Source organism: Stenotrophomonas sepilia, from assembly GCF_003244875.1.
GTDB classification, from domain to species: domain Bacteria; phylum Pseudomonadota; class Gammaproteobacteria; order Xanthomonadales; family Xanthomonadaceae; genus Stenotrophomonas; species Stenotrophomonas sepilia.
The window spans coordinates 1-20,046 of the sequence record NZ_LXXZ01000078.1; the positions used below are offsets into that span (position 1 = coordinate 1).

17 protein-coding genes are annotated in these 20,046 nt (G+C 66.5%); 9 read left to right on the forward strand and 8 right to left on the reverse strand.

From position 1 onward, the window contains the following. Positions 1-148: 148 nt before the first annotated feature. Positions 149-1,336 (forward strand): mechanosensitive ion channel family protein, encoded by a 1,188-nt coding sequence (locus A7X97_RS16225; RefSeq protein ID WP_194433967.1) that lies wholly within the window; start codon positions 149-151, stop codon positions 1,334-1,336. A 27-nt stretch (positions 1,337-1,363) separates the two neighbouring features. Here the strand turns inward: A7X97_RS16225 and A7X97_RS16230 are convergent, their stop codons facing one another. Genes A7X97_RS16230 through typA form a run of 3 tightly spaced genes read right to left on the reverse strand, consistent with a single transcriptional unit; the run spans position 1,364 to position 5,354 of the window. Then, a complete protein-coding gene (locus tag A7X97_RS16230; protein WP_111008183.1) occupies positions 1,364-2,986 on the reverse strand; it encodes an amidase in 1,623 nt (540 codons plus the stop codon). Between the two features lie 41 nt (positions 2,987-3,027). Then, positions 3,028-3,495 carry a DUF2127 domain-containing protein gene (locus A7X97_RS16235; RefSeq protein ID WP_005415426.1) on the reverse strand — a complete coding sequence of 156 codons (468 nt, stop codon included), beginning with the start codon at positions 3,493-3,495 and terminating at the stop codon, positions 3,028-3,030. Positions 3,496-3,506: 11 nt separating this feature from the next. Continuing rightward, positions 3,507-5,354: a translational GTPase TypA gene (gene typA / locus A7X97_RS16240; RefSeq protein ID WP_061480552.1), complete on the reverse strand. Its 1,848-nt coding sequence runs from the start codon at positions 5,352-5,354 to the stop codon at positions 3,507-3,509. Positions 5,355-5,624: 270 nt separating this feature from the next. Here typA and A7X97_RS16245 point away from each other — a divergent pair, with 270 nt between their 5' ends. From A7X97_RS16245 to A7X97_RS16270, 6 genes are all read left to right on the forward strand, one after another. Next, positions 5,625-6,116: a peptidylprolyl isomerase gene (locus A7X97_RS16245; protein ID WP_005408225.1), complete on the forward strand. Its 492-nt coding sequence runs from the start codon at positions 5,625-5,627 to the stop codon at positions 6,114-6,116. A gap of 118 nt (positions 6,117-6,234) precedes the next feature. Then, positions 6,235-7,221, forward strand: a complete 987-nt coding sequence (locus A7X97_RS16250; RefSeq protein WP_005415428.1) for a malate dehydrogenase — start codon at positions 6,235-6,237, stop codon at positions 7,219-7,221. A 122-nt stretch (positions 7,222-7,343) separates the two neighbouring features. After that, the gene (locus A7X97_RS16255) at positions 7,344-7,958 is read left to right on the forward strand and encodes an RluA family pseudouridine synthase (protein WP_088496498.1); all 615 of its coding nucleotides are present in this window, start codon (positions 7,344-7,346) and stop codon (positions 7,956-7,958) included. A gap of 638 nt (positions 7,959-8,596) precedes the next feature. Next, a complete protein-coding gene (gene prpE, locus A7X97_RS16260; RefSeq protein ID WP_111008184.1) occupies positions 8,597-10,477 on the forward strand; it encodes a propionate--CoA ligase in 1,881 nt (626 codons plus the stop codon). Positions 10,478-10,692: 215 nt separating this feature from the next. Then, entirely contained in the window at positions 10,693-11,196 is a 504-nt protein-coding gene (locus tag A7X97_RS16265; protein ID WP_088497333.1) for a hypothetical protein, read from the forward strand. Positions 11,197-11,242: 46 nt separating this feature from the next. Then, entirely contained in the window at positions 11,243-12,298 is a 1,056-nt protein-coding gene (locus A7X97_RS16270) for a suppressor of fused domain protein (RefSeq protein ID WP_111008185.1), read from the forward strand. 75 nt (positions 12,299-12,373) lie between these two features. Here the strand turns inward: A7X97_RS16270 and A7X97_RS16275 are convergent, their stop codons facing one another. The 5 genes from A7X97_RS16275 to A7X97_RS16295 form a co-directional block, all read right to left on the reverse strand. Then, a complete protein-coding gene (locus A7X97_RS16275) occupies positions 12,374-12,985 on the reverse strand; it encodes a glutathione S-transferase N-terminal domain-containing protein (RefSeq protein ID WP_072169148.1) in 612 nt (203 codons plus the stop codon). An 84-nt stretch (positions 12,986-13,069) separates the two neighbouring features. Next, positions 13,070-13,528, reverse strand: coding sequence for a cell wall hydrolase (locus A7X97_RS16280; protein WP_004154513.1), 459 nt, complete (start codon positions 13,526-13,528; stop codon positions 13,070-13,072). Between the two features lie 301 nt (positions 13,529-13,829). Next, the gene (locus A7X97_RS16285; RefSeq protein ID WP_072169149.1) at positions 13,830-15,860 is read right to left on the reverse strand and encodes an NADPH-dependent 2,4-dienoyl-CoA reductase; all 2,031 of its coding nucleotides are present in this window, start codon (positions 15,858-15,860) and stop codon (positions 13,830-13,832) included. Positions 15,861-15,994: 134 nt separating this feature from the next. Beyond that, entirely contained in the window at positions 15,995-16,627 is a 633-nt protein-coding gene (gene yczE, locus A7X97_RS16290; RefSeq protein WP_072169150.1) for a membrane protein YczE, read from the reverse strand. A 192-nt stretch (positions 16,628-16,819) separates the two neighbouring features. Continuing rightward, positions 16,820-17,839 carry a zinc-binding alcohol dehydrogenase family protein gene (locus A7X97_RS16295; RefSeq protein WP_072169151.1) on the reverse strand — a complete coding sequence of 340 codons (1,020 nt, stop codon included), beginning with the start codon at positions 17,837-17,839 and terminating at the stop codon, positions 16,820-16,822. Positions 17,840-18,196: 357 nt separating this feature from the next. On the opposite strand from A7X97_RS16295, the gene A7X97_RS16300 reads away from it, so the two are divergent. Next, complete coding sequence (locus tag A7X97_RS16300; protein WP_049416163.1) at positions 18,197-19,288, forward strand: OmpA family protein; 1,092 nt, start codon at positions 18,197-18,199, stop codon at positions 19,286-19,288. A 218-nt stretch (positions 19,289-19,506) separates the two neighbouring features. Continuing rightward, on the forward strand, positions 19,507-20,013 hold the full coding sequence (locus A7X97_RS16305; protein ID WP_005408235.1) for a hypothetical protein: 507 nt from the start codon (positions 19,507-19,509) through the stop codon (positions 20,011-20,013). Positions 20,014-20,046 lie beyond the last annotated feature (33 nt).

Here is a 20,046-nt window from a genome sequence, read left to right on the forward strand (position 1 = left end):
CCCACCCCGCCATCCCACAGCAAACCCGCTTCTGCTTCGGCTGTTGCTGTTGCCGTTGCTGTTGCTTCGGCTTCTGGGCAGGTGCAGGGCTACAAGCCCTGCCGACCAACACCCTCCTTACAAACGACTGACGTGACGCTCATGCGCCATGCGCGAGGCTGTCCACTTGCTTGTCCGACTGGAGGTGGCAACGGTGCACTGGCAGAGCGCACAGGCCTACGCATGGCCGTTGGGTTTGGCCGCATTGGTGGGCGGTATCGGCGCGTGGCTGATCCTGTGGATCTACCATCGGCTGAAAGGGCGTGATCGGCGGCGCGCGCGCATCGGGCGTGTGCTCGGGCTGCCAATGGCCACCGCATGGCCGCTGCTGCTGTTGATCCCTGCATTGCAGGCCACGCCGCTGCAGGATCCCCTTCTGGGCAATCTGCAACGGGTGCTGCATATCGCACTGACCGCCTGCTTCATCTGGTTGCTGGTACGCGCAGTGGCAGCGGGTGAGCGGGCCATCCTGCGCAGCCATCCCATCGATGTCTCCGATAATCTGGAAGCGCGCCGCATCCAGACCCAGACGCGGGTGCTCAGCCGTGTGCTGATGGGCGGCATCATCGTGCTGGGCACTTCGCTGGTGCTGCTGACCTTCCCCATGGTGCAGAAGATCGGCACCGCGCTGCTGGCCTCGGCGGGCCTCATCGGCCTGGTGGCCGGTATCGCCGCAAAGCCGGTGTTCGGCAACCTGATCGCTGGCCTGCAGATTGCAGTGACCCAGCCGATCCGGCTGGACGATGTGGTGATCGTCGAGGGCGAGTGGGGACGCATCGAGGAGATCGGCAGCAGCTACGTGGTGGTACGCATCTGGGACGAGCGGAGGATGGTGGTGCCGTTGACCTGGTTCATCGAGAACCCCTTCCAGAACTGGACCCGGCGCAGCGCCGATCTGCTTGGTACGGCGTTTCTGTGGCTGGACTATCGTGCCCCGATCGCGGCGATCCGCGCTGAGCTGGAGCGCATCTGCCGGGGTGAGGCATTGTGGGATGGCCGGGTCTGCGTGACCCAGGTGACCGAAACCAGCGAGCGTGCGATCCAGGTGCGCCTGCTGGTGAGTGCGCGCAGCTCTGGCGACGCGTTCGACCTGCGTTGCCTGGTACGCGAGCGCATGCTCGATTTCCTCGCACGTGAGCATCCGCAGTCGCTGCCGCAGCTGCGTGCGCGGCTGCAGCATGCTGACGAGCTGGACATGCCGCGTGGTCCACGCGCACGTACTGCAGATGTGCGTTCGCCGGGGGCTGAAGACGGTGAGGCGGCAATCGTGCCGATGGAGCCGGAACCCGAACGGTAGCGCCGGCCAGCGGCCGGCACTACCGGATCAAGGCTCGCCGGCGTCGATCAGCGTGTCGGTGCCGAAGTGCGGTGGCCGCCGCGCGCGGGTGCGCTGTTCGTAGGCGTACGCCATTTCGATCAGCTTCGGTTCGCTCCAGGCGGTGCCCATGAACAGCAGGCCGACCGGCAGGCCATCGATCTGGCCCATCGGCACGCTGAGGCTGGGATAGCCGGCGACGGCGGCGGCACTGTAGCTCTCGCCGGGGAAGTCGTCGCCTTCGCTGCGGATCGGCCACGCCACGCCGGTGGTCGGCGCGACCAGGGCGTCGAGCTGGTGGGCGGCGAGGGCGGCATCGATGCCTTCCGGGCCCGCCAACCGGCGCGCATCGCTGCGTGCGCGGATATAGGCGGGGTCGGCCAAGCCAGCGGTAGCGTCAGCTTCCATCAGCAGTTCCTGGCCGAACAGGCCCAGTTCCTGCTTGCTGTGCGCCCGGTTGAAGTCGATCAATTCGGCCAGGCTGTGCAGGGGAGCGCGGTGGGCGCTGAAGTAACGCTCCAGCCCGGCCTTGAACTCGTACAGCAGTACCTTGCGTTCGGCGTCGGCCCAGGCGCCCTGGTTGGGCAGCTCCACCGGCACCACGACGGCGCCGGCCCGACGCAGCTCGGTGGCGGCGTGTTCGATCAGTGGCGGCATGCCGCGGTATTTCAGCAGCGGCGTCTGCAGCAGGCCGATGCGCTTGCCACGCAGTCCCTGCGGATCCAGCCGCGCGGTGTAGTCGTACACCGCACGGCCGGGCATGGTTGCGGTGGCCGGGTCGGCATCATCGCGGCCGGCAATTGCGGTCAGTACGGCCGCAGCGTCGGCGACGCTGCGTGTCATCGGCCCCGCAGTATCCTGGCTGAAGGAAATCGGGATGATGCCATCGCGGCTGACCAGGCCGACGGTCGGCTTGAGGCCGACGATGCCATTGATCGCCGCAGGGCAGACGATGCTGCCGTCGGTTTCGGTGCCGATCGCCACGCTGGCCAGGTTGGCGGCGACCGCTACCGCGCTGCCGCTGCTGGAGCCGCAAGGCGAGTGGCTGAGGCGATAGGGATTGCGGGTCTGGCCGCCGCGCGCGCTCCAGCCGGACACCGAATCGTTGCCGCGGAAATTGGCCCATTCGCTGAGATTGGTCTTGCCCAGCACCACGGCCCCGGCCTCGCGCAGGCGCCGCACCAGATACGCATCGTCAGGGCGGAACCCCTGCAGGGCCAGAGAGCCGGCACTGGTGGCCATCGGCGCCGCGTTGATGTTGTCCTTCAGCAGTACCGGGATGCCGTGCAGCGGGCCACGCAGGCGTCCATCGCGGCGCTCGCGGTCGCGCGCCGCGGCTTCCTTCAGGGCATCGGGGTTGAGCTCGATCACCGCGCGCAGGCGGGGGCCGGCCCGATCCAGGGCGGCGATGCGCTGCAGGTAGGCCTGGGTCAGGGTGGTGCTGTCCAGTTCACCGGCGGTCATCCGCGCCTGCAGGTCGGCAACATCGGTTTCAGCGTACGGGAACGGCACGTTGCGGCTCGCAGGTTCGGCCGCATGCGCGCTGGGCGTGGCCGGGCTGCAGCCAGCCGAAAGCAGCGCAGGCAGCGCGGCGAGCAGGCAGGTCAGCAGAGGCGGCAAGGACAGGCGCATGGGGCGGCTTGGTCGGCTCCAATCCCCAGTGTAGCCGGTGCTCAGCGGTGGCGCTTGCGCAGGTCGCGGGCGAGAACGTAGACCACGATCAGGTTGATCGCCAGGATCGTCCACGACGGCCAGCCGGGGTGGCGGATGATCGCGAAGATGTCGAAGGGCAGGTACAGCGAGGCAGTCAGGCAGCCCAGCCAGGAGGCCCAGGCCTTGGCCCGCCACAAGCCCCAGGCTTCGACCAGGTGCAGCAGGCCGTAGCCGATCATCCCCGCCGCGGCCAGGTGGACCGCGTCGGGGCTGATCATATGCAGCAGCGAGGGCAGGGTGCCATGGTCCGGATCCAGGCTGAAACGCCGGATCAGGACCATGATGCCGTGCCGAAGCGGCTGCGGTCCGAGCACTTCCAGCCCGGTGGCGGCCAACAGCGCCAGCATCGCCTTGCTCGCTTCGAGCAGGGCGATGACGTGCAGACCCGGATGCCGGTGTGGATCCGGGTTGTAGCCGCTCTGGTTCACGGGGTGCTGGCTCAGCCGCCGCGCGAAGCCTTCTTGCGGTCGCTCTCGGTCAGGAACTTCTTGCGCAGGCGGATCTCCTTCGGGGTGATCTCGACCAGCTCGTCGTCTTCGATGAAGTCCAGGGCCTGTTCCAGCGAGTACTTGATCGCCGGGGTCAGCTGGATCGCATCGTCCTTGCCGGAAGCGCGCATGTTGGTCAGCGGCTTGGTCTTGATCGCGTTGACGGTCAGGTCGTTGTCCTTGGAGTGGATGCCGACCAGCTGACCTTCATACACGTTGTCGCCTTCGGCAGCGAAGAGCTTGCCGCGTTCCTGCAGCGGGCCCAGCGAGTAGGCCGGCGTGACGCCCGGCGCATTGGCGATCATCACGCCGTTGATGCGCTTGGCGATGGCGCCCTGTTCCTTCGGGCCGTAGTGGTCGAACACGTGGAACAGCAGGCCCGAACCCTGGGTCAGGGTCTTGAACTCGTTCTGGAAGCCGATCAGGCCACGGGCCGGGATCTGGTACTCCAGGCGCACGCGGCCCTTGCCGTCCGATTCCATGTTCTTCAACTGGCCCTTGCGGGTGCCCAGCTTTTCCATCACGCCGCCCTGGTGGACTTCTTCGATGTCCACCACCAGCTGCTCGATCGGCTCCATCAGCTGGCCGTCGATTTCCTTGATGATCACTTCCGGGCGCGACACGGCCAGCTCGTAGCCTTCGCGGCGCATGTTCTCGATCAGCACCGACAGGTGCAGTTCGCCACGGCCCGAGACCAGGAACTTGTCGGCGTCTTCCAGCTGCTCGACCTTCAGGGCCACGTTGTGGACCTTTTCACGGTCCAGGCGGTCCTTGATCTGGCGGCTGGTCAGGAACTTGCCACCGGACAGGTCCTTGTTGCCGGCGAACGGCGAATTGTTCACCTGGAAGGTCATCGAGATGGTCGGCTCGTCGACGGTCAGCGCAGGCAGGGCTTCCGGGAAGTCCGGTGCGCAGATGGTGTCGGAGATGGTCAGCTCCTGGATGCCGGAGATGGCCACGATGTCGCCGGCCTCGGCCGAATCCTGCTCGATGCGCTCCAGGCCCATGAAGCCCAGCACCTGCAGCACCTTGCCGTTGCGCTTCTTGCCTTCACGGTCGATGACCGCGACCTGCATGTTCTTCTTCAGGGTGCCGCGCTGGATGCGGCCGATGCCGATCACGCCCACGAAGTTGTTGTAGTCCAGCTGGCTGATGCGCATCTGGAACGGGCCTTCCGGGTCCACTTCCGGCTTCGGCGCGTGCTGCATGATCGCTTCGTACAGCGGGGTCATGTCGCCGTCGCGCACGGTGTCTTCCAGGCCCGCGTAGCCGTTCAGGCCCGAGGCGTAGACGATCGGGAAATCCAGCTGCTCGTTGGTGGCACCGAGCTTGTCGAACAGGTCGAAGACCTGGTCGATCACCCACTCCGGGCGGGCGCCCGGACGGTCGACCTTGTTGACCACGACGATCGGCTTGAAGCCCATCGCGAAGGCCTTCTGGGTCACGAAGCGGGTCTGCGGCATCGGGCCGTCCATCGCATCGACCAGAATCAGCACGGTGTCGACCATCGACAGCACGCGCTCGACCTCACCGCCGAAGTCGGCGTGGCCGGGGGTGTCGACGATGTTGATCCGGTTCTTGATGCCGGTCTTCTTGTCTTCCCAGGTGATGGCGGTGTTCTTGGCCAGGATGGTGATGCCGCGTTCCTTTTCCTGGTCGTTGCTGTCCATCACGCGCTCGGCGAGGACGGTGCGCTCGGACAGGGTGCCGGACTGCTTCAGCAGCTGGTCGACCAGGGTGGTCTTGCCATGGTCGACGTGGGCGACGATGGCGATGTTGCGAAGATTTTCGATGGACATACGAAAGGGGGCCAGTCGGCGCCGGATTTGGAAAAAGAAGTCCAACATTATACGTCGAACTTGACGATTCGCGAAAAGGTGGATTTCACGCCGGCCAAACGGCCCATTCAGCTGGCTGTCCACCGCTTCGGCCGAGGTCGCCAGGACGGCCCCTCGGCTCCCTTCCCCTGGCTGAAGGCGGGGGCTCCGCCGATGGTCGAAGGCACCGCCGCCACGAGGCAGGTGTAAACTAGGTGGCTAGACGCATTCCCCTTTGCACCAAGGATATTCATGTCCCTCATCGCCACTTTCGACACCACCCAGGGCCCGATCAAGGTCGAGCTGTTCGCCGACAAGGCGCCACTGACCGTGGCCAACTTCGTGAACCTGGTCAAGCACGGCTTCTATGACGGCCTGATCTTCCATCGCGTGATCGCCGACTTCATGATCCAGGGCGGCTGCCCGCAGGGCCGTGGCACCGGCGGCCCGGGCTACAAGTTCGAAGACGAGAAGAATGGCGTGAAGCACGAGGTCGGCTCGCTGTCGATGGCCAACGCCGGCCCGAACACCAACGGCAGCCAGTTCTTCATCACCCACATCAAGACCGATTGGCTGGACGGCCGCCACACCGTCTTCGGCAAGGTCCTGGAAGGCCAGGCCATCGTCGATTCGGTCAAGCAGGGCGACGTGATCCATTCGATCACCCTGGAAGGCGACGTCGACGCCGTGCTGGCCGCCCAGGCCGACCGCGTCGCGGAGTGGAACAAGCACCTCGCCGCCTGACCCCCTTTCGAAACGGCCACCCACGGGTGGCCGTTTCCCTGTTCCCCGCCGCCCGCCCGGCCTGCGTGGCCATGCCCGCGGCGCCCCATCAAACGCTTGCAAGCAAGAGGAAACCCCCATGAAAGCACCCGTTCGTGTTGCCGTGACCGGCGCCGCCGGCCAGATCGGTTATGCCCTGCTGTTCCGCATCGCCTCCGGCGAAATGCTGGGCAAGGACCAGCCGGTCATCCTGCAGCTGCTGGAACTGCCGGTCGACAAGGCCCAGGCCGCCCTGAAGGGCGTGATGATGGAGCTGGAAGACTGCGCGTTCCCGCTGCTGGCCGGCATGGTTGGCACCGATGACGCCGAAGTCGCGTTCAAGGACGCCGACATCGCCCTGCTGGTCGGCGCACGTCCGCGTGGCCCGGGCATGGAGCGCAAGGACCTGCTGCTGGAGAACGCCAAGATCTTCACCGCCCAGGGCGCCGCGCTGAACAAGGTCGCCAGCCGTGACGTGAAGGTGCTGGTGGTCGGCAATCCGGCCAACACCAATGCCTACATCGCGATGAAGTCGGCTCCGGACCTGAAGCCGGAGAACTTCACCGCCATGCTGCGCCTGGACCACAACCGCGCGCTGAGCCAGCTGTCGGCCAAGCTGGGCAAGCCGGTCGGTGGCATGGAGAAGCTGGTGGTGTGGGGCAACCACAGCCCGACCATGTACCCGGACTACCGTTTCGCCACCGCCGACGGCGCCTCGATCGCCGATGCGATCAACGACCAGGAGTGGAACGCCAACACGTTCATCCCGACCGTCGGCAAGCGCGGCGCGGCGATCATCGAAGCCCGTGGCTCGTCCTCGGCCGCTTCGGCCGCCAATGCCGCCATCGACCACGTGCGTGACTGGGTGCTGGGCAGCAACGGCAAGTGGGTTACCATGGGCGTGCCGTCCGACGGTTCCTACGGCATTCCGGAAGGCGTGATCTTCGGTTTCGCGGTGACCACCGAGAACGGCAAGTACACCCTGGTCAAGGATCTGCCGATCGACGACTTCAGCCAGAAGTACATCGACAAGACCCTGGCCGAGCTGGAAGAAGAGCGCGCCGGCGTCGCCCACCTGCTGGGCTGATGCAGGCGGTACCGGCTCCGGTCGGTAGGTCTTGCATCAAGGTAGGTACCGACCGCTGGTCGGTACGCAGAAAACGGGGAGGCTTCGGCTTCCCCGTTTTCATTTGGAATTCCTGGAACCGCATGATCCACCTGCACTACATCGACGACGCGCTGCTGGTGGCTGAAAAGCCCGCCGGCCTGCTGTCCGTGCCCGGCCGCAGCGCCGAGAACCAGGACTGCGTCGTCGCGCGCCTGCAGTCGCTGTACCCGGATGCGTTGACCGTGCACCGCCTGGACCAGGTGACTTCCGGGCTGCTGCTGCATGCGCGTGGCAAGGACATGCAGGCGGCGTTGTCGATGCAGTTCGAGCAGCGCCGGGTTGGCAAGCGCTATGAAGCGATCGTGGAGGGACTGCTTGAAGGCGATGCCGGCGACGTGGATCTGCCGCTGATTGTGGACTGGCCGAACCGGCCGAAGCAGACGGTCGATCACGAACGCGGCAAGCCGGCGCTGACGCGCTGGCGCGTAATGGCGCGTGATGTGGAAGCGCAGCGTACCCGCGTGGAGCTGGAACCGATCACCGGCCGCAGCCATCAGCTGCGGTTGCACATGGCCAGTATTGGCCATCCGATTGTTGGCGACGTGCTGTATGACGCGGCACCGGCGCAGCGCGTGCACCTGCATGCGCGCAGCCTGCGGTTCACGCATCCGCTGACGGGCGAGGCGCTCGCGTTCGAGTCCGCGGCTCCGTTCTAGGGGGTCGGCAGGGCTTGCAGCCCTGCACCTGCTACGAACCGGAGCAACGTCAAACATCAAAGGCGGGCTATCCGTGGGTTGGCGGGACGGTGTCGGAGTGCGGGGCCGCCGCAAGTACGTCCGTGTAGGCTTGGCAGCCGCATCCATGCGGCTGACACCCCGCACTCCGACACCGCCCCACCTTCGACAGGTTCACTCGGCTGTTGGTAACGGTGGCCGTTGTTCCGCGCAGCTGTTGGTAGGTGTCGACCTTGGTCGACACGATTTTTCTGTCAGATATCGAATGAATCATCCACGCATGGCGTGGATCTACCGTGTCGACCGAGGTCGACACCTACCAGAACAATATGCCGTTCCGACAGATCGCGGAATCTGTCGAAGGTGGGGTGGGTCCGGTGGCGGGAGTGTCCGCGGCATGGATGCCGCGGCCAAGCCCCCACGGACGGGTTTACGGCGTCTCCCGCCACCGGACCCGCCCCGCCATCCCTCAGTAAGCCAGCTTCTGCTGTTGCTTCGGCTTCTGCAAGTGCAGGGCGCAGCCCTGCATGAAAAACCCACCCCCCTACCAAGGTAGGGCGGCCCGCGCGCCAGCGCCGGACTATCCTCGAACCCATGACTTTGTCTGGGAGGGCTGCGTCATGAACTACGAGGAAACCTACCGTCGCTCGATCGACGAGCCGGAGGCGTTCTGGGGCGAGGAAGCCAAGCGCATCCATTGGCACAAACCGCCGCAGCAGGTGCTCGATTACAGCAACCCGCCGTTCCGGCGCTGGTTCGTCGGTGGTGAAACCAATCTCTGCTACAACGCCGTCGACCGCCACCTGGCAACGCGCGCCGACCAGCTCGCGCTGGTTGCGATTTCCACCGAAACCAACAGCACCCGCGAGATCACCTATCGCCAGCTGTATCGCGAAGTGAACGACTTCGCCGCCGTGCTCAAGCATCTCGGCGTCGGCCACGGTGACCGCGTGGTGATCTACATGCCGAACATGGCCGAAGCCGTGTTCGCGATGCTGGCCTGCGCGCGCATCGGTGCGGTGCACTCGGTGGTGTTCGGTGGCTTCGCCGCGCACAACCTGGCGCTGCGCATCGACGATGCGAAGCCGAAGTTGCTGATCGCAGCGGATGCCGGCATGCGCGGTGGCAAGCTGATTCCGTACAAGCCGATGGTCGACGCGGCCTGCGCCGAAGCGGCGTCGCCTCCGCCACACGTGCTGATCGTCTCGCGTGGGCTGGATGCCGCCGAACCCCGCGTGCCGGGTCGCGACGTGGACTACGCCGCGCTGCGTGCACAGGTTGGTGAAGTCGATGTGCCGGTGCAGTGGCTTGAAGCGAGCGAGCCGAGCTACCTGCTGTACACCTCCGGCACCACCGGCAAGCCGAAGGGCGTGCAGCGCGATGTCGGTGGTTACGCGGTGGCGATGGCGCAGTCGATGGAGACCGTGTTCGACTGCAAGCCGGGCCAGGTGATGTTCTCCACTTCCGACGTCGGCTGGGCGGTGGGCCACTCGTACAACGTGTACGGCCCGCTGATCGGTGGCTGCACCTCGTTGCTGTACGAGGGGCTGCCGACGAATCCGGACCCGGGCATCTGGTGGGCGCTGTGCGAACAGTACAACGTGCGCACCATGTTCTCCTCACCCACCGCCATCCGCGTGCTGAAGAAGCACGACGCGGACTTCATCCATCGCCACGACCTGAGCGCCCTGAAGTACCTGTTCCTGGCCGGCGAGCCGCTGGACGAACCCACCGCGCACTGGATCAGCGAAGCGCTGGGCAAGCCGATCATCGACAACTACTGGCAGACCAAAACCGGCTGGCCGGCACTGACCCTGCTGCCGGGCCTGGAGATGAAGCCGGTGCGCTTCGGTTCACCGGGCTTCCCCAATCTCGGCTATCGGATGAAGGTGATCGACGAGAACACCGGCGAGGAAGTGGCGCCGGGGCAGAAGGGCGTGCTGGTGGTGTCGCCGCCCTTGCCGCCGGGTTGCATGAGCACGGTGTGGAACGACGACAACCGATTCCTGCAGAGCTACTTCAGCCACTTCAAGGAACTGCTGTACAGCTCGCTGGACTGGGCGATCCGCGATGACGATGGCTATACCTTCATCCTCGGCCGTACCGACGATGTGATCAACGTGGCCGGGCATCGTCTGGGTACGCGCGAGATCGAGGAGGCCATCTCCAGCCACCCGCGCGTGGCCGAGGCTGCCGTGATCGGGGTCAAGGACGAGCTGAAGGGGCAGGTGCCGCTGGTGTTCGTCACCCTCAAGCAGGGGCTTGAGGGCGAGGATCCGGCGCCGGTGGTGGCCGAGATGATGGCGACGGTGACGACTTCGCTTGGTGCGGTCGCGCGCCCGGCGCATGTGCACGTGGTCAATGCGCTGCCCAAGACCCGTTCGGGCAAGCTGCTGCGGCGCTCGTTGCAGGCGTTGGCCGAGCAGCGCGACCCGGGCGACCTGTCGACGCTGGACGACCCCAGCGCGCTGGAGGAGATCCGCCGCGCGCTGGGCCGTTGATCCGGTAGCGCCGGCCGCTGGCCGGCCCCCCCCATCAATCCCGAGGTTGCCGGCCAGCGGACGGCACTACCCGCGGCACTTGCGCTAAGCTCGGCCTGTCATCGACCTGCAACACGCGGTGCGCGCCGGGGAACGCGCGCGCCGCCCGGGGATGGCAATAAGGGGGGCGTGCCCGCACACGGCACGCTGGCATGGCGCATCAAGGGAGGGGGGCAATGGCATTGCTGCACGCCAAGACGGCTGCTGGCCGTCAGGAAATCGAAGACCGTGGCCGGCGCCTGCCGGCGGCACTGCGTTCAATCCTGCTGATGGTCGATGGCCATCGCGATGACACCGAACTGCGCGGCCTGTTCGATGGCCTGCGCGCGCCTCCGGATGCACTGGAGCAGCTGGCCGCACAGGGACTGATCGAGGTGATCGGCGGGAGCGTAGAGGCCGCTCCGGCGCGTGGCATCAGCACCGGCCGCGAACAGGACCCGGCGCTGTACCAGCAGTTGTACGACGCGATGAGCGAGGCGGTGCGGCGCCATCTGGGGCTGAAGGGCTACTTCATGCAGTTGAAGATCGAACGCTGCACCGATGCGCTGGCGCTGGAACGCCTTTGCCCGGAACTGCTGGCGGCGGTGGGCAAGGCGCGCAGCCCGGCGCTGGCCCAGCGCTGGTGGCAGGAAACCCAGTCCGCCGTAGTAAACACTGGCAAAGAGGTCGTGCAGGCCTGAGCCACCGCGTAAAGTGATCGGTTCACTTTCCCACAAGGAGTCCCGCGTGCAGGACGACCACGATGACACCGACACCCCCGGCTGGGACGCGATAAATTCGGCGCTGGCGCCGCTGTATGCCGGGCAGGAGCCGCGACACTACGGCACCGCGCTTCCCTACACGCTCGGCGGCCAGGATCCGCTGGATGGCATCAGCGTGTACTGGGCGGATGCGCCGGTTCCGCATTGGCACTACATCACCTACGGTTTCTCCGAGCTGTATGCCAAGGAGAGCAGTGATGCTGCCGCCAGCGGCTATGGTTTCGAGCTGACGTTCCGTCTTGCTGCCGAAGCCGCTGAGAACGCCGACAGCACGCCGCCGGTGTGGCCGATGAACCTGCTGCAGAACCTGGCGCGCTATGTGTTCGGCAGCGGCAACGTGTTCGAGGATGGCCACCATCTGAATGCGAACGGCCCGATCGCACTGGAGACCGACACGCGGTTGTGCCACTTGGCCTTCATTGCCGACCCGCAGTTGCCGGCACGCGACACCGCCAATGGCCACCTGCAGTTCCTGCAGCTGGTCGGGCTGACCGATGAGGAGATGGAGGCGGTCAAGCGCTGGTCGATACGTGGCGTGCTGCAGGCACTGCAGCCGGCAATGCCGCTGTGGGTCAGCGACCTGCATCGCGGCAACCTGCTGGAAGATCCGGCATTGGCCGAACGGGTGAGGGCCGGCAGCGAGCGCGAGGGCTCCAGCACCGGCATGCTGTTCGTCGAGACGTTGGACTGGCGGCAGGAGGCGGGCGTCACCACGCTGGTGCTCGGCGCGGGCCAGGTCGCCAGCGTGTGCGAACTGCTACCGCTGCGCCTGCGCCACGGAAAGTCGCTGGAACTGGTCGGTCGCGAGCGGCAATGGGCGTTCATTCCAGCCGGGCATGGCGACGTGGGCGAACTGTCGGCGGACAGCGCGCGCTGGGCGCTGAGCGAGGCGGGGCTGCGGGCCCTGGCCGGCGTGCGTGCCGAACGTGGCATCTACCCGTTGACGGAGGCGCTGCGCATCGACGTGGTGCCGACCTATCTGCGCGATGCCAAGGGCGAAGTGATCCGCCAGATCGGCTGATCACCCCGTTGGAGCCGAGGGGTCAGAGCCGCCTGCTGCGCAGACGGATCCGACCCCGCTTGGTAGCCGGTGGCGTCAGGCCAGGCCTTCGGCCTTCAGCGCGGCCTGCACGCCGGCATCGGCGTCCATGCGTGCCTTGTAGGCGGCCAGGTTGTCCAGGCCGGACAGATCAACCTTGGTACCGGCGGCCCAGCGCAGGGTGATGTAGAAGTACGGGTCGGCGAAGCTGCGGAAGCCGGCCAGCCAGGGCTTGTCGGCCAGCTGCCTGTCAGCGGTCTCGAACAGGCTACGCAGGCGCTTGTGCGCGGCGGCGCGGATCGCGTCGTACTGGCTCTCGTCGGCGATGAACTTGCCCGGCGCGAACAGCGGCGAGAAGGCCGGGTGCACGTCGGAATTGACGAAGGCCAGCCAGCGGGTGGCTTCGGCGCGCTGGCGCGGACTGCCGTCACCGCCAAGGCCGGCCTGCGGGAAGCGGTCGGCGATGTAGCCCATGATCGCGGCGTTCTGCAGCAGCACGAAGTCGCCGTCGACCAGTGCGGGAACGGCACCGGCCGGATTGATCTTGAGGAATTCCGGACCCTTCAGGGTGTCCTTGTTCAGCAGTTCAACCTCGAACGGCTGGCCGGTCCACTGCAGGGCGATGTGGTCGGCGGTGGAACAGGCACCGGGCTTGCTGTACAGCTTCATGGGAACTCCAGGTGATGCGGGCGGGAAACGCCCACTATCCCAGAGCCCGGCGGCGGCCGGCAACGCTGCCGCCAGCACGGATCGTTACGACTGCCGCGGCTTGAGGTTCTGCACCTTGTAGAAGGTGTGATCGCCGATGGTCGCCACCTGGTAGGCGTTGCGCCAGTTCGGGCTGGCGATGGACAGCGCGGCGAAGTGGCTGGCACCAGGGACGATCTCGCGGCGTTCGCCGGCCGGCAGCGCCCAGTTGCGCTCGGCGTCGAAGGCCACGTTCATCGCTTCGCTCCACGCCGCGTCATTGCCCAGCTGGGTGCCGGGGGAGACGATGGTCGGTGCGAACTGCTTGCGTGCGGTGACCACCTGGCACATCGAGTCGCCCCACAGGCCACTGTCGAGACGGCGCAGGGCGACCTCGGCAACAGCCTGCTGGCCGCGCAGGGTCTGGTCGCGGGCTTCCAGGTAGACGGTGGTGCTCAAACACAGTGAATCAGCGGCCGGCTGAGGCAACAACTGCGACAGCCAGAGAATCCAGGCCAGTTTCATATAACCAACTCCTTGCTCCGTATGGGCCGCACCCTCCGGTTCCGGCCGCGGGGCGGCAGGAGGCGGGGGACGGCTTGGCGTCATGGGGAGGCGGCCATCGGGGCCGCCCCGTGGGCAGCCCCAAAAGAAACGATCAGTACCGATCGTGGGGACTGCGCCGGCTCACCGGAAACTGGCTGGTGAGCGGAAAGATGGCGCAAGGTAGGGGGGCATAGCCGAACGCATCATGAACCGCTCGGCTTGACATTCAGGTTCAACCGGGGTGACGGAAATCACATTCCGTCCCCCATTCAGGCGCTCATCAGAGCGCGGCGGCGACCCGGCTGCCCTGGTCGATGGCGCGTTTCGCATCGAGTTCGGCGGCCACGTCGGCACCACCGATCAGCTGCGCGTTGATGCCGGCCGCCTGCAGTTCGGCCCGCAGCGTGCGGTTCGGTTCCTGCCCGGCGCAGATCACCACATGGTCGACCGGCAGCAGCTGTTCGCTGCCGTCCACGCGGATGCGCAGGCCCTCGTCGTCCACCCCCAGGTACTCGACGCCACCGAGCATGCGCACGCCCTTGGCCTTCAGCGTGGCGCGATGGATCCAGCCGGTGGTCTTGCCCAGCCGCGCGCCCGGCTTGCCTGGGCTGCGCTGCAGCAGCCACAAGCGCCGCGGTGACGGCTCGACCTCGGGCCGGCCCAGCGAGCCGCGTGCCTCGAAGCTGGCATCCACGCCCCATTCGGCCATCCAGCGCTGCGGATCCAGCGAGGGGGATTCACCGGCGTGGCTGAGGAATTCGCCGACATCGAAGCCGATGCCGCCGGCGCCGATGATCGCCGCATTGGCGCCCACTTCGACCCGTCCCAGCAGCACGTCCAGGTAGCTCACCACCTTGGCGTGATCGGCACCGGGGAAATCGACCTTGCGCGGGGTGATGCCGGTGGCCAGCACCACCTCGTCGAAGCCAGCCAGTTGGGAAGCGTCGACGCGGGTACCCAGGCGCAGCTGTACGCCGGTCTCCTGCAGCGCGTGACGGAAGTAGCGCAGGGTCTCGTGGAACTCTTCCTTGCCGGGGATGCGCTTGGCCACGTTGAACTGGCCGCCGATCTCATCATTGGCATCGAACAGGGTGACCTGGTGGCCACGCTGGGCAGCGACAGTGGCGCAGGCCAGGCCGGCGGGGCCGGCACCGACCACCGCGACCTTCTTCGGCGTAGCCGTGGGACGATAGACCAGCTCGGTCTCGTGGGCGGCGCGCGGATTGACCAGGCAGCTGGCCAGCTTGTTCTCGAACACGTGGTCCAGGCAGGCCTGGTTGCAGGCGATGCAGGTGTTGATCGCCTCCGCGCGGCCGGCACGGGCCTTGTTCGGCCACTGCGGGTCGGCCAGCAGCGGGCGTGCCAGCGACACCATGTCGGCGCCGCCACCGGCCAGGATGCGTTCGGCAACGTCGGGCATGTTGATGCGGTTGGTCGCCACCAGCGGTACCTTCACATGCGGCTTGAGCTTGGCGGTGACGCCGGCAAAGGCCGCGCGCGGCACCGAGGTGGCGATGGTCGGAATGCGCGCTTCGTGCCAGCCGATGCCGGAATTGATGATCGTTGCGCCAGCCGCCTCGATCGCCTGCGCCTGCTGAACGATCTCGTCCCAGTCGCTGCCGTCGTCGACCAGATCCACCAGTGACAGGCGGTAGATGATGATGAAGTCCGGGCCGCAGGCCTCGCGGATGCGGCGCACGATCTCGACCGCGAAGCGCATGCGCTGGCGCGCGTCGCCGCCCCAGGCATCGGCGCGCTTGTTGGTGCGCGGGGCGATGAACTCGTTGATGAGGTAGCCCTCCGAGCCCATCACTTCCACGCCGTCGTAGCCGGCCTCGCGGGCCAGCTTGGCACTGCGAGCGTAGTCGGCGATATGGCGCTCTACGCCGCTGGCCGACAATGCGCGCGGGGTGAACGGGTTGATCGGTGCCTTCAGCTTCGTCGGTGCCACCGACAACGGGTGGTAGGCATAGCGGCCGGCATGCAGCAGCTGCAGGCAGATCTTCGCGCCGTGCTGGTGCGCGGCGGCGGTGAGCTGGCGGTGCGGCCGCACTTCCCAGGGCCAGGACAGCTTGCCACCGAATGGCTTCAGCCAACCGACCACATTGGGCGCGAAGCCGCCGGTGACGATCAGGCCGACGCCGCCCTCGGCGCGCTCGGCGAAGTAGGCCGCCAGCCGCGGGAAGTCGCGGGCGCGATCTTCCAGGCCGGTGTGCATCGAACCCATCAGGACGCGATTGCGCAGCTGGGTGAAGCCCAGGTCCAGCGGGGCGAACAGGTGGGGATAGGCGCTTTCGTTGGCTGGCGACATGGTCGATACGCTTGCGTACGGAAGCGCGAAGCGTGCCGCGAAACGGCGGCCGGGGCAAGGCCCGCTTCTTTGGAAGGGCTGGCCGCTGTCTGACGGTTTGGCAGTGCCGGCCGCTGGCCGGCATTCCGGTCAACTCAGGGCGATTGCGGTTGCCGGCCAGCGGCCGGCACAACCGGCGCGGGCCGACCGATCCCGAACCAGCCCAGCGTCATTCCGCACAGCGGCCCGATCAGCAGGGCGAAGGCGAGGGTGCCGAGGCCGACATTGCCGCCCAGGCACCAGCCCAGCAGCAGTACGCTGCCTTCGATCAGGCTGCGCACCTTCCAGATCGGCCAGCCGGTACGGGCATGCAGACCGGTCATCAGGCCATCGCGTGGCCCCGGGCCAAGGCGGGCACCGATGTACAGGCCGGTGGCCAGCGCCACCAGCAGCATGCCGCCACAGAACATCGCCAGCTGCCAGCCAAGGCCGACGGCCGGCGGCAGCAGCCACAGCCCGAACTGTGCGGAGGGGCCGATCAGCATCACGTTGAGCACGGTGCCGACGCCCGGCTTCTGCCGCAGCGGCCACCACAGCAGCAGCACCAATGCACCGATGGCATTGGTTGCCAGGCCGAATGACAGTGGCGTCTGCGCAGCGATGCCCTGCGACAGCACATCCCAGGGTGCCACGCCGATGGCGGCACGGATCATCAGCGAGGCGCCGAAGCCGTACAGGAACAGGCCGGTGATCAATTGCAGCAGGCGCAAGGGCAGGGTGGTGGGCATGGCGGTCCGGGGGGGGGATCTGTTTCCACCGTATCGCTGTTTCTGCATCATCCATAGATACAGATGCCGGCCAATCCGCCGCTACAGGTAGCGTCGATCCTGCATGCGGGCGGTTGTGCAGGGCCGAGCCCGTGCTCTGCGGGTGGCGGCAGGCACAGCAGCCGAGCGTGGGCTCGGCTCTACATCACCGCGTCAGTCGTCCCAGCCGACCAGCGCCAGCTTGCCTACCGTGCGCCCGCTGGCCAGGCGCTGATGCGCGATGTCCAGGTTGGCCGCATTGATCGTGCCCAGCGTTTCCTTGAGCGTGCCACGCAGCTGGCCGGCATCGATCATGCTGGCCGCACGGCTGAGGATGCGGTGCTGTTCGATACAGTCGGCGGTGGCGAAGCGCGAACGCGCGAACATGAATTCCCAGTGGATGCCGATGCATTTGGCCTTGTAGGGATCGCCGATGCGCAGCGCACCCCGCGGCTCGACGATCAGGCCGACGTGGCCCTGCGGTGCCAGCAGCTGGCCCAGTTCATCCCAGTAGTGGTCGGTGTCGGCCAGATTGAGCGCGACCTGCACCGCATCGATGCCCAGCGCCCGCAACTGGGGCTGCAGTGGCTGCCGATGGTCGATCACATGCGTGGCCCCCATCTGCCGGCACCACTCGATTGAGGCCTCGCGCGAGGCGGTGGCGATCACCTCGAAACCGGCATGGCGTGCCAGCTGGATCGCCATCGAGCCGACGCCGCCGGCGCCGCCGATCACCAGCAGGTGCTGGCCCACGTGGCGGCGGCCATCGAGCTGCAGCGGCATGCGCTGGAACAGCAGTTCCCAGGCTGTGAGAGTGGTCAACGGCAGCGCCGCCGCTTCAGCGAAATCGAGCGTGGTCGGCTTGCGCGCGACCAGGCGCTCATCAACCCACTGGTACTGGGCGTTGCAGCCCGGCCGGGTAACGTCACCGGCGAAGTAGACCTCGTCACCGGAGGCGAACAGGCTGGCCTCGTCACCGATGGCTTCGACCACGCCGGCTGCGTCCCAGCCGAGCACCCGGGGAACCTCAAGAGTGGCCGGATCGGTGGCGGCCCGCTGCTTGCCATCGACGGGGTTGACCGAAACCGCTTCGATCCGCACCAGCAGATCGCGACCGCGAGGAGGCAGCGGCGGCGGCAGCAGGACATCACGCAGGGCGGGCGCGTATTCACGACTCAGGGCGACGGCTTTCATCACGGCTCCGGCTGGGTTCGTGATCCCATCATAAGGTTCCTCACGTTTCCTCAGACGCGCTGAACCGTGTGATGCAGCACGTTGCGCAATATGTCGCTTCTCGCGCCTAAACCCCGTCAAACCCTTGCAGCGTGTGGGTCTTGCGGATTTTCATCATCCTGTATAGGGTTTCAACGTCGGACCGGTGGACGGTCGGGCGCAACACTTCACATGTTACGGGACTGTTAACATGGCCTTCACCCGCCTGAGCATAATGTTCGCGGCGGTGGCGTGCTGAATCGGCTGTCGAACATCGACGCACTAGTGCTGGCCCATGCCTCTACCGGTTTCATACCCCCGAAATAGGAGCTGTACTCAATGAACAAGAAGATCCTTACTGCCGCGCTGCTGGGCGGCCTGGCTTTCGCCCAGGCAGCTTCGGCGCAGGAGTTCGATGACCGCTGGTACCTGACCGGTTCGGCCGGCTTCAACTTCCAGGACAGCGACCGTCTGACCAATGACGCTCCGTTCGTGACCCTGGGCCTGGGTAAGTTCATCAGCCCGAACTGGTCGCTGGACGGTGAGCTGAACTACCAGAACCCGAACTTCGACAGCAACCAGGACCTGAACTGGTCGCAGTACGGCGTCTCGCTGGACCTGCGTCGCCACTTCATCAAGGAAGGCCGCGGCTGGAACCCGTACATCGTCGGTGGCCTGGGCTACCAGAAGTCGGAAGAAGAGTACGCTGCGCTCGACAACAACGGCCCGCGCCAGCGTAAGGACGGCAATGTTGCCGCCAAGCTGGGCGTCGGCCTGCAGACCACCTTCGAGAAGCGTGTTGCTGTCCGCGCCGAAGTGGCCTACCGCGCTGACTTCGACGACCAGAGCATCGCCGCACGTGACGAGAGCTGGTTCGGCGACGTGCTGGCTTCGGTCGGCGTCGTGATCCCGCTGGGCCCGGCTCCGGTCGCGGCTGCTCCGGCTCCGGCTCCGGTTGCCCCGAGCTGCGCCGACCTGGACGACGACGGTGACGGCGTCAACAACTGCGACGACAAGTGCCCGAACTCGCAGCCGGGTCAGACCATCGGTCCGGACGGTTGCCCGGTTCCGGTCTCCATCGACCTGAAGGGCGTCAACTTCGACTTCGACAAGTCGAACCTGCGTCCGGACGCCGTGGCGATCCTGAGCGAAGCCACCGAGATCCTGAAGCGTTACCCGGATCTGCGCGTTGAAGTTGCCGGTCACACCGACTCGAAGGGTACCGACGCTTACAACCAGAAGCTGTCGGAGCGTCGTGCTACCGCCGTGTACAACTACCTGACCAAGAACGGCGTTGACGCCGGTCGCCTGGTCGGCCCGATCGGCTACGGCGAGAGCCGTCCGATTGCTCCGAACACCAACCCGGATGGTTCGGACAACCCGGAAGGTCGCGCCAAGAACCGTCGTACCGAGCTGAACGTCCAGAACTAAGTTCTGACGCTCTGCCCGTAGGACACAGCAGGACCCGGCTTCGGCCGGGTCTTGTTGTTTCTGCGGCCAGGAAGCTCGCCTGTGACCCGGCAAGGCGACCGTTCGTCGTCTTTTTGTCCGTAAAACCAATAAGTTGTCGTATTCATTGAAAGTGGCGCTTGAAAGCTGACACGGCATTGCTAAACTCGCCGCGTCACTTCCTTCCGTGGATGCCCCTCATGCTGCGCTCTGCATCGGCCGCCGTCCTGGCGCTGGCCCTGGTTCCCGCCGCCCACGCTGCGGTCGATTGCTCGGTCAACACCAGCGCCTCGCCGCTGCCGTTGCCGGCCACGACCATCGCGCCGGTGGCCGACGAGCTGTACATCCGTGGCAACCAGCTGGGCATGCCGGCCGGTGTGCTGAGCAGCAACTACGACCCGTCGCAGTCGCTGGACCAGGTGCTGCAGCGCCTGCGCATCGACGGCTGCCAGAACATCGCCAAGGCCATTCCGAGCGCACCGGCGGTGAAGCCGAACGATCCGGCGGCCTATAAGCCGCAGACCGAATTCGACAACACGCCCTGGCGCTTCGACATGAGCCAGAACGGCAAGCGCATGACCGCCGAAGAGTTCGACGCCTGGATGAAGGCGCGCGGTGTTCGCGTGGTCAAGGCGCGTCCGGCTCCGGCCGCCACTCCGGCCCCGGCCGAAGCACCGGCTGAGACCAAGCCGGTCGACAAGAAGTAAGCGCCGCGGGGAGCAGAGGCTTGCGCACGCGCC